The following is a 9,611-nucleotide window of genomic DNA, read 5'->3' as shown; positions in this document are numbered from 1 at the left end:
GGGATCACCTACGATTCTCGTCACGCTATTCGGCAACCTCCTTTCAGATTGCAAGTTCATGCCCATGCCGGGCACACTAGGAGCGGCGTCCCGCCGCGAATCCAGAATCCGATCGCGGCGGGACGCCGCTCCTACGGCTGGCTACAACCCTCATGGGCCGTGACAGGTATTTAGATACTCTTAAAGTCGCAGACAAAAGAAAACCCGCGCGCGCACCAATGAAGATGCAGAGGCACGGGGCGTGTTGCTGTTTAGCAGGCGGTCTTTTGGGTTGACGTCAAGGAACCGGTGGCGAGCCAGGAACTCGAAACCTGAACCTGGCGGTCAGGAGTCTCCGGAATACCGGGGCGATTCCACGGCCACCGTTGGAATCAGGCTTAGCGGGACAGTTTTCGCAGGCGGAATTTGAATTGCAGAAAGAATACGCCGCCGATGTTCGGATCCACCACCTTGGCTTGCGCGAAGTCGCGCACCGCAGCTTTCGGCAGATAGGTCAGATTCACGCCGACGCGTTTGGTGCCAAAGGACACTGCCGGCAGAATGCCCGGAAACGGCAGATAGTCATAGATGTCGGCGCGCGCCATAATGAACGCGATCAGCCCCGCATCCAGGTAGAAACCGGCCGGGTGCTCCGACTGCAACAGTCGTCTCTTCAGGCCGCCGCCGGCCATGTATGAAATGTTGTTCTGGCTATCCAGGAACGCGTTGCCGTTGACCGACCACAGCCAGCGCGAGGAACTGTCGTACTGGTACTCGAGTCCGAGGCCATAGTTGTTCTCGTTCCAGTCGTAGTCCGAATTGACGTGGTGCGAACGCCCATTGACGATCAGATCGAGTTGCCCGGCCACTGCCGTGCCGGCAGAGGCACATAGCACGATTAAGGGGATACAGATGAGATTGCGTATATAAGTAGTCATGGCAAGTATTAAGCAAATGCCATGCCATTTTTTTTATGCTTTTATATCAGTCACTTAAAAATAGAACTTCCGCGATCGTTAAAGTAATCGACATCTCTGGCGTGGAAACTGAGACGCCATTCACACTATCGATTCAGCTCGGCACCCGAGGGCAGGCATAAGCCGGCAATGCCGCCTCAAAATCGCATTCGCTTGCGTGACTTTGTAAAAATTTCCGACCGTGGTGACAATATGTGAAGAAACTGCGCATCTTCAATCCATATTCGGCGAATTATGCAAAAACAAAAGTGACTACCGTATGAGAATTGGTGGGGAGCCAGGGACTCGAACCCTGAACCTAGCGGTTAAGAGCCGCTTGCTCTGCCAAATTGAGCTAGCTCCCCAATTCTCCCGCGTTGATCAGAATAACTTTGTTGATAGGTGAGGATTGATCTTTGGTGATCCGCTATTCGTGGTTCCACGTTATCTTATTCTTTGAATATATTACTAAAGATCAATTTTTACCGATCATTTTTGGCCGACCGAAGGTCGAGCGAAAATTGGGGTGGACGATGGGACTCGAACCCACGACGACCGGGATCACAACCCGGGGCTCTACCAGCTGAGCTACGCCCACCATTATTTTTGTCGTACTAAAGATAAATTCTCACAACTATAAATCGAACGAAAAATTGGCGCGCCCGGCAGGACTCGAACCTGCAACCCTCGGCTTAGCTTACCAACTACCGTTTTCACGGCCGTGCACTTGCACGTTTGTGGTCTGGACTATCTCTTCGCCGTCACAGGCGCCGCACGTATAGTCTCTACGGAGCCCTGCGAAAGTCTGCCGCGAAGTTAACGCGTTTTTGCTGACTATTCTTGGGTGTCTCTACCCTCAGCGATACATTCGAACGAAATTTGCCGGGTTCCAGGTAATAGCACTCGTCAGTGTCCGGACAATAAATACAGTACAAATCAACTTCGCTTTTGTTAATTGGTACCGTGTGAGTTCCATGCTTATCTGTCCAGCATGTGGAGAACTTCACCTGGATTGTGCCAAACTTATCAACGGTTCTATATTTAACTTGAACCCGTCGGAATTCGCCTTTTCTGTAAGCCGCCAAATCAAACGGACTGTGTTCCGTTAATGGCAACAGAATTGTGAACCCCTGTTCGAATAGATCGATCTGAGCCTTTAAGACACCCAGGTCGCCCTTTTCTTTGGTGTGATGCACGGTCGACATGACCGAGTCCTACACCATCATACGGGTCAACCACAGGTTTCCACGGGATTGCCATCAGCACTACCTGTTAAGGGTTCCCCGTTACAGTGCAGTCCACTGTACCGGTTCAGTTTCCCGGCACAGGCTCCTCACTCAAAGGCCGATGCTCTATCCGGTTGAGCTACGGGCGCTACTTTTTTTCACTCCTAAGTATATCTGTAAAATCGCCCGCGTGGCGGGCTCCCAAAATCCGGAATTGGTGGTCGGGGCAGAGGGATTCGAACCCCCGACCTTCTGCTCCCAAAGCAGACGCGCTACCAAGCTGCGCTATGCCCCGCGACTACCCGCCTGCAGCAGCGATCATCGCCCCTCTGCGCGGGAGACGCATGATACGTCAGCTCAGGTCCGCTGTGTAGTTATTCGGCAGCATAACCAATGTTCGGGCAAAGCGTGAATATTCACGTGTGATGGCAGCGGCTGTGTATAATTCGCGCTTTTCGCGGATGGCAGGAATCGAAAATGGCAGCCAGATTACTGGATGGAAAAATCGTCGCGAACCAGATCAGGGAAAGCGTGCGCCTGGCGGTGAAAGAGCGTCTCGCCCGGGGACTGAGACGACCCGGTCTGGCGGTCGTCCTGGTCGGTGACGATCCTGCATCGGGAATCTATGTCGGCAAGAAACGAAAAGCCTGCGAGGAAGCGGGTATCGTCTCGAAAGCATTTGACCTGCCGGCGGATACCGCGCAGGCGCAACTGCTGGAGTTGATCGACCGACTCAACGCGGACCCGGAAATAGACGGCATCCTGGTGCAGCTCCCGCTGCCCGATCAGATCGACGAAAACGCCATCACCGAGGCGATCGGCCCGCTCAAGGACATCGACGGTTTTCACGCCATAAACATGGGCTTGCTTGCGCAAGGCGCACCACGCCTGCACCCTTGCACCGCGCTGGGCATCATGCGTTTGCTGGCAGCCAACGGGATCGAAATTCGCGGCAAGGATGCGGTCGTGGTCGGCCGATCGATTATCGTGGGCCGGCCGATTGCGCTGGAGTTGTTGCTGGCCGACGCCACCGTCACCATTTGTCACAGTTTCACCAGGAACCTGCGGGCGCGGGTCGAAAAAGCTGAAATTCTCATCGCCGCGGTCGGCAAACCGGGGTTGATCCCGGGTGAGTGGATTGCCGATGGCGCGGTGGTCGTCGATGTCGGCATCAACCGGACCGATGACGGCAAACTGGTCGGCGATGTGGGCTTTGCCGAAGCCAGCAAGAGAGCGGCGTGGATTACGCCGGTACCCGGCGGCGTCGGGCCGATGACGGTAGCCATATTGCTGGAAAACACGCTGAAATCCGCACAATTGCGCGATTGATCGCTGGTTCGGACATGTTGTGGAGGGCCTTCCTACACCTCGATTAGTCGATCTCGCCTGCGCTGAACCTCATATGCGGCAGCGACCAGCTTTTCGGTAGGTGCGTAACAAGACGCACAAAATTGACTGAATTCCATCAACCGCGATGGGTTCGGCCAGACGCCAGTTGCACCATTCAGTTGTCCAATCGCAATTTGATAGTTGGCCAGAATCTGAATGTAGGTACGCCTTTGATCCTGTGGGATTGTAAGAGGAGGCAGCCCTGCCCTCAGCAAAGGAATATTTGCCAGCAATCGTGCAATTCGACCATTGCCATCCCAAAAGGGATGTATGTGTACGATGCCCATATGAATTTTGGCGTAGTCCCTGTGCGCCGTAACCGCTGTCAGATTGGCGAGATTCACGCCATTGATGCAGTCAATGATTTCTGTCATCAACGCCGGAACAGAAAACGGCATCGCATATTCGATAAATAACTGAGTACCATCGGGTCCGATCATGTAGGTACCGTTTGGCTCGACTTTCCAGGCGCCATTCGGATTTTGTGTGTCTGTCACCTGCGCCGTTTGCACCGCCAGGTGCAGCGCAAAAACGATGGCTTCGGTGAGCTGTCCCAGCAAACAAAGGTAAAGTATTTCGATGGCCCTGGCATGGCCGATCACCTCCTGGTGATCTTTGAGCGGCTTGCCCGAAATGGTCAGCCCTTCTTGAAGAATAAAGTGGGTATCGCCCAGCGATAGGGTATTGCCTTCGAGGGCAGTCGATGTGTGTGTCCAAAGATCTCGTATCTGTGCCAGCAACTCCGCCTTCAAGTCATTATCCAAACCATTCAGAAAGCCCAGTGATTCGGTGACCGTGCGGGCGGCATCCTCGGCTCGTACCAGGTATCGATATCGGGTCGCGCGGCCAGTGCCCAGACGTTCAATTGCGCCTTTTGTGACCCATGCGGACAACCAGCGGCGCAGCGTTCGCGGTGGCGCTTCCCCGTCGATCCTGTGCGAAATTTGAGCCAGGGAAAGTGGCGCCGAGCTATTTTTCAGCAGCGAGAAGACAATTTTGCGGAGGGCGTTCCTGGCCATAAAATGCGGATGTTGTCGATTTACCCGGCCATTATAGTGCAACTATGGCCGGATAAGTATTAATATCCGGCCATTTGGCCGAAAACACGTTGAAATCCGCACAACTGCGGGATTGATTTTTGGTTCGGGCCCGAAGGCCCTCCTACATCCGTCGCCAGGTCGTTCCGTCGGGGCCGTCTTCGAGCTGCACGCCGGCCTTGGCCAGCAAATCTCTGATTCTGTCGGACTCGGGAAAATCTTTGTCTGCCCGCGCCTGCTGGCGCTTTGCGATTAGCGATTCGATCTCGGTATCGTTCAATTCCTCGCTGGTCTTCGCATCCGGCGCCGGCCGTCGCAGCCATGCCTGCGGTTCCTCGCCCAGCAGGCCGAGTATGCCACCGAGCCGGACCAACTCCCGGCCGAGGCTGTCAGCCAGGGCCTGATCGCCGGATTCGAGGCTGCGGTTCAGACCGTGTTTGAGATCGGCGAGCACCGCCATTGCCCCCGGGGTATTGAAATCGTCGTTCATGGAATCGGCGAAACGCTGCGCATAACTTTGCTCGAGCACTGGCTCGCCATCGGATTCCTGCAGATCGACCTTCGCCAGCGCCGCATATAGACCACCCAGCGCCGCGCGCGCCGCATCCAGTTCCTTGCTGCTGTAATTCACCGGCTGCCGGTAATGCGGACCCAACAGGAAATAGCGGACCTCGTCGGCGTGATAACTTTTGAATATCTCGCGCAGGGTGAAAAAGTTGCCCAGCGATTTCGACATTTTTCGGTTGTCTACGCGCACAAAACCGTTGTGCATCCACAGCTTCGCAAAGTCTTCATCGGTGGCTGCGCAGGACTGGGCGATTTCGTTCTCATGATGCGGGAATTTCAGATCCATGCCGCCGCCATGGATATCGAATACATTACCGAGGACTTTCGTCGCCATCGCCGAGCACTCTATGTGCCAGCCGGGCCGGCCGTCGCCCCACGGTGACGGCCAGGACGGTTCGCCGGGCTTGGCCGTTTTCCACAGCACGAAGTCCAGCGGATCGCGTTTGTGCGGATCGGGTTCGACGCGCGCGCCGGCCCGCAGGTCGGCCGGGTTCCGGCCGGACAAGGCGCCATAGCCGTCGAATTTCGCCACCGCGTAATAGACGTCCCCGTTGTCGCCGCGGTAGGCGTAACCGCGTTTTTCCAGCGCCTCGATCATCGCGATGATCGCGTCCATGGTTTCGGTCGCCCGCGGCTCATGGGTCGGCGGCAGGATATCGAGCGCGGCGCAATCTTCGTTCATCGCCTCGATAAACCGTGCCGTCAGCGCGTCGATGTCTTCTCCGTTTTCGTTGGCGCGGGCGATAATCTTGTCGTCGATGTCGGTGATGTTGCGAACATAGGTGAGCTGATAGCCGCTGGCGCGCAGCCAGCGCGTAACCATGTCGAACACCAGCAGCATGCGCACATGGCCTAAGTGCAGGTAGTCGTAAACGGTAATGCCGCACACGTACATGCGCACCTTGCCCGCTTCCAGCGGCACAAATTCCTCTTTCTTGCCGCTCATGCTGTTGTGTATTTTCAGCATCTCTCGGCGGCCTCGCGCAGTCTCCGTTCCACGCGGTCTTTGCCCATCAGCGCGGCGATTTTCTCGAGCTCCGGCCCATGCAGCTCGCCGGTCAGCGCCAGGCGCAGGGGCTGGAACAGCTTTTTGCCCTTGCGGCCGGTTTTTTCGCTCAGTTCGCGCGAAAAATCGCCAAAGCTATCGTGCCCATTGCCCCACGAGCGTACCGCTGTTGCGAAGAAATCGGCACCGCTATCGCTCAACTCGGCAGCGATCAGTCCCCCGGTCATCGGCTCGTCCCGAAACAATATTTTCGCCCAGTCGGCGCCCTCCGCCGGGCGCTGCAGGTTGTCGCGCACCAGGTTGATGAAGGCTTCCTCTTGATCGGCCGGCACCATGCCGTCGAGAAAACTTCCGTCGCCGCCGGCGCCCAGCCAGGTTTTGACTTCCGCGTCGCTGAGTTTCATCACCGCCAGTTTCTGCCAGTGATCGAGCTGGACTGGGTCATGGCGGGCCGGCGCCCGGCCCAGGCGCGCGCAATCGAAACGCGCGGCCAGTTCAGCCAGGGTCATCAACTCGCCGCTGTCGCTGGCATGGCCGAGGCGAAACAGGTGATTGTTCAGCGCGGCCGGCAGGTAACCCTTCGCCCTGAGGTCTTTGAGACTGGCGGCACCCTTGCGTTTCGAGAGCGGTTTGCCGTCATCGCCGACGATCAGCGACAAATGCCCGTACGCGGGTACATTCAGACCCAGCGAACGCAGCAAGACGATCTGCCGCGGCGTATTGGCCAGGTGATCCTCGCCGCGCAGCACATGGGTGACCCCCATCAGCGAGTCATCCAGCGCGTTACTGAAAAAAAATGCCGGGGTACCATCCGAGCGACGAATAATGAAATCGCCAATATCCGCCAACTCGAATTTCTGCGGCCCTTTCGCCAGGTCGGAAAATTCGACGACCCCTTCATCGGCGACCCGATAGCGCAGGGTCGGCCGCTGATCGGCGAGCAATCGTTCGTCGATTTCTTGGTCATCGAGCTCGCGACAAGTGCCCGCATAGCGTGGCGCCTGGTTCGCGCGCTGCTGCTTTCTGCGCGATTTTTCCAGCTCCTCACGGCTGCAAAAACACGGATAGGCCAGCCGCTGCTCGCTGAGCCTGTCAAACCAGGCCTGGTAGATGGCCTGTCGCTCGGACTGGCGAAACGGACCGCGCCCGCCGGCGGGATCTTCCATGCCCGGTCCGAGGTCCCAGTCCAGCCCCAGCCAGCGCAGGTCATCGCACAGCGCATCGAGATATTTTTCGGCGCTGCGGTCGCGATCGGTATCTTCCGAACGCAACAGAAACTCACCGTCCGCGGCCCGCGCGAGCAGCGCGTTGAACAACGCGGTACGCAAATTGCCAAGATGCGTATAACCGGTCGGACTCGGTGCGAAACGGGTTGTGACGACGACTTTATTCATGGCGCGCAATGGTAGCTAAAACCTGGTCCTGCGACAAAAGACAATGCATGGGCAGATCGCAAGGCTATCATCCATCGGCCGACTCAGCCTATCATTGGCGGCATTGGCATGCCGGAGGTTGTTGATGAAAAAACTGATCGTTGGGTTGGTCCTGGGTTTGTTTGCCGCCGCCTTGCAGGCGCAGGAACTGCCGCTTTATCCAAAGATAAAAATGAAAACCAACCGCGGGGACATCGTGCTGGAACTCGACTCTGTACGGGCGCCAATCACTGTTTACAACTTCCTCAAGTATGTGGAGAGCGGCCATTATGACGGTACGATATTCCACCGGGTCATACCGGGGTTCATGGTCCAGGGCGGAGGCTATGCGGCCGATTACAGCGAAAAACCGGTTGGCAATCCCATCCCGAATGAATCGGGCAACGGTCTGAGCAATCAGCCGGGCACGATCGCGATGGCGCGCACCAACCTGCCGCACACGGCAACTTCGCAATTTTTCATCAATGTATCCGATAACACCAAACTGGACCCCAAACCCAGCCGCTGGGGCTATACCGTGTTTGGCACGGTGATCGACGGCATGGATGTAATCGACGCCATTGTCGCCATTCCCACCGGTCCCGGGGGGCCGTTCCCGACCGATGTACCACAAACCATGGTAATCATCAAAAAAGCCACGGTGATGATGCAGAAAGCGACGCTGCAAGAGTAAGCCGACGGTGGCCGTGGTTTTCGTATCCGATGTCCATTTAGAGCGCGGGCGAGCGGATATCAGCGAGCGTTTTTTTCGCTTCCTGGAACTACAGGCCAGACAAGCCGATGCACTGTACTTGCTCGGAGACCTGTTCGAAGCATGGGTCGGCGATGACGACGACGATGATTTTGCGAAAATGGTCCCCCGCAAGCTGCGTGCGCTCAGCGATTCCGGCGTGCCGGTTTACTTCATGCATGGCAACCGCGATTTCCTGATTGGCGAGCGCTTCGCCAAAGACAGCGGCTGCCAATTGCTCGACGACCCGACCCGGCTGGAATTGCATGGCGAGACCCTGCTGCTCAGTCACGGAGATTCACTGTGCACCGATGACCTCGGCTACCAGGCGTTCAGGAAAGAAGTTCGCGACCCGCAATGGCAACAGCGGTTTCTTGCACAGCCACTGGCACAGCGGCGTGAATTCGCCCGCCGCGCCCGCGATGCATCCGCGCAATATCAGCAACGACAGCCGCCGGCAATCGGCGACGTCAACCAGCAAGCGGTCGAGGCGCTGATGACCGAGCTACAGGTAACGCTGTTGCTGCACGGGCATACCCACCGGCCCGCGGTACACGATTTCACGCTGGCAGACGGCGTCGAGGCGCGCCGCATAGTACTGGGCGCGTGGTATGAACAAGGCAGCATGGTGCGCTGGGACAAAAACGGGATCGAACTGATCCAGGGATTTTAAATTACCGGCATCCCGCTGTGAAAACGAAACTGGGGATCCGGATCGCAACAAAGTGCCGCTTCCGCGTCGCGAAACAATTCGATTCTTTGCTGTAGTTCGGCCTCGCTGCCGGCGTGATATTCGACAGCAAGGCCGAGGTATTGTTCGAAGTGACGCGCTTCCACGGCCAGCAGGCCGGCATAAAACCGCCCCAGCTCTTCATCGAGTTGCGGTGCGAGCACCGCGAAGCGCTCCGCAGAACGCGCCTCGATGAACGCGCCCGTGATCAGCATGTCGACCAGCGCGCCGGGCCCGGTTTTCCTGACCAGCTTGCGCAGACCCGCGGCGTAACGCGAAGCGGTCAAGGGCCGGTCGGCCGTGCCCCTTTTTTCCATCAACGCGCGCACCTGCTCAAAATGCCGGAGTTCCTCGCGAGCCAGCCTGGACATCCGGTAGACCAGTTTCCGATGACGCGGGTAACGGAACATCAGGCTCAACGCCGTCGACGCCGCTTTCAATTCACAACTGGCGTGATCGAGCAGCAGGACCTCCGGCTGTCTCAACGCCTCCGCCACCCATTCGGCCGGCGTCCCGGCGCCGAGGAACGCATTGAGCGCCTCCGGCACTTCGCCCATG

General features: G+C 57.4%; 9 protein-coding genes and 3 tRNA genes. 3 read left to right on the top strand and 9 right to left on the bottom strand.

What is annotated here, in order from left to right; genetic code table 11:
- Positions 1–377: 377 nt before the first annotated feature.
- From IIA05_10605 to IIA05_10585, 5 genes are all read right to left on the bottom strand, one after another.
- A complete protein-coding gene (locus IIA05_10605; protein MCH9027553.1) occupies positions 378–848 on the bottom strand; it encodes a hypothetical protein in 471 nt (156 codons plus the stop codon).
- 375 nt (positions 849–1,223) lie between these two features.
- Positions 1,224–1,300: transfer RNA gene (locus IIA05_10600), tRNA-Lys, on the bottom strand.
- A gap of 157 nt (positions 1,301–1,457) precedes the next feature.
- Positions 1,458–1,533, bottom strand: a tRNA-His gene (locus tag IIA05_10595).
- Positions 1,534–1,720: 187 nt separating this feature from the next.
- Positions 1,721–2,140, bottom strand: a complete 420-nt coding sequence (locus tag IIA05_10590) for a hypothetical protein (GenBank protein ID MCH9027552.1) — start codon at positions 2,138–2,140, stop codon at positions 1,721–1,723.
- Positions 2,141–2,379: 239 nt separating this feature from the next.
- Positions 2,380–2,456 (bottom strand) — tRNA-Pro (locus IIA05_10585).
- Positions 2,457–2,638: 182 nt separating this feature from the next.
- Here IIA05_10585 and folD point away from each other — a divergent pair.
- Entirely contained in the window at positions 2,639–3,490 is an 852-nt protein-coding gene (gene folD / locus IIA05_10580) for a bifunctional methylenetetrahydrofolate dehydrogenase/methenyltetrahydrofolate cyclohydrolase FolD (protein ID MCH9027551.1), read from the top strand.
- A gap of 32 nt (positions 3,491–3,522) precedes the next feature.
- Here the strand turns inward: folD and IIA05_10575 are convergent, their stop codons facing one another.
- From IIA05_10575 to IIA05_10565, 3 genes are all read right to left on the bottom strand, one after another.
- On the bottom strand, positions 3,523–4,569 hold the full coding sequence (locus IIA05_10575; GenBank protein MCH9027550.1) for a Fic family protein: 1,047 nt from the start codon (positions 4,567–4,569) through the stop codon (positions 3,523–3,525).
- A 142-nt stretch (positions 4,570–4,711) separates the two neighbouring features.
- Complete coding sequence (locus IIA05_10570) at positions 4,712–6,121, bottom strand: cysteine--tRNA ligase (protein MCH9027549.1); 1,410 nt, start codon at positions 6,119–6,121, stop codon at positions 4,712–4,714.
- On the bottom strand, positions 6,115–7,554 hold the full coding sequence (locus IIA05_10565) for a glutamate--tRNA ligase (GenBank protein MCH9027548.1): 1,440 nt from the start codon (positions 7,552–7,554) through the stop codon (positions 6,115–6,117). Before IIA05_10565 ends, IIA05_10570 begins: the two co-directional genes overlap by 7 nt.
- 124 nt (positions 7,555–7,678) lie before the next feature.
- Between IIA05_10565 and IIA05_10560 the strand changes: the two genes are divergently transcribed.
- Together IIA05_10560 and IIA05_10555 are read left to right on the top strand one after the other, a co-directional pair.
- The gene (locus tag IIA05_10560) at positions 7,679–8,266 is read left to right on the top strand and encodes a peptidyl-prolyl cis-trans isomerase (protein MCH9027547.1); all 588 of its coding nucleotides are present in this window, start codon (positions 7,679–7,681) and stop codon (positions 8,264–8,266) included.
- Positions 8,267–8,273: 7 nt separating this feature from the next.
- Positions 8,274–8,996 (top strand): UDP-2,3-diacylglucosamine diphosphatase, encoded by a 723-nt coding sequence (locus tag IIA05_10555; GenBank protein MCH9027546.1) that lies wholly within the window; start codon positions 8,274–8,276, stop codon positions 8,994–8,996.
- On the opposite strand, the gene IIA05_10550 is transcribed toward IIA05_10555, so the two are convergent.
- Entirely contained in the window at positions 8,993–9,610 is a 618-nt protein-coding gene (locus IIA05_10550; protein ID MCH9027545.1) for a tRNA-(ms[2]io[6]A)-hydroxylase, read from the bottom strand. The two genes, IIA05_10555 and IIA05_10550, sit on opposite strands and share 4 nt — an antisense overlap.
- Position 9,611 lies beyond the last annotated feature (1 nt).

This window comes from Pseudomonadota bacterium (assembly GCA_022572885.1).
GTDB lineage: Bacteria > Pseudomonadota > Gammaproteobacteria > Steroidobacterales > MnTg04 > MnTg04.
Note: the sequence above shows the minus strand (reverse complement) of the source record. Positions and strands in the feature narration are given on the sequence as shown.

Excerpts from the sequence above, each read along its gene's own strand:
- IIA05_10590 (MCH9027552.1), bottom strand. The coding sequence starts at position 2,140 with ATGTCGACCGTGCATCACACCAAAGAAAAGGGCGACCTGGGTGTCTTA.
- IIA05_10550 (MCH9027545.1), bottom strand. The coding sequence starts at position 9,610 with ATGGGCGAAGTGCCGGAGGCGCTCAATGCGTTCCTCGGCGCCGGGACG.
- IIA05_10570 (MCH9027549.1), bottom strand. The coding sequence starts at position 6,121 with ATGCTGAAAATACACAACAGCATGAGCGGCAAGAAAGAGGAATTTGTG.
- IIA05_10575 (MCH9027550.1), bottom strand. The coding sequence starts at position 4,569 with ATGGCCAGGAACGCCCTCCGCAAAATTGTCTTCTCGCTGCTGAAAAAT.
- IIA05_10560 (MCH9027547.1), top strand. The coding sequence starts at position 7,679 with ATGAAAAAACTGATCGTTGGGTTGGTCCTGGGTTTGTTTGCCGCCGCC.
- IIA05_10565 (MCH9027548.1), bottom strand. The coding sequence starts at position 7,554 with ATGAATAAAGTCGTCGTCACAACCCGTTTCGCACCGAGTCCGACCGGT.
- folD (MCH9027551.1), top strand. The coding sequence starts at position 2,639 with ATGGCAGCCAGATTACTGGATGGAAAAATCGTCGCGAACCAGATCAGG.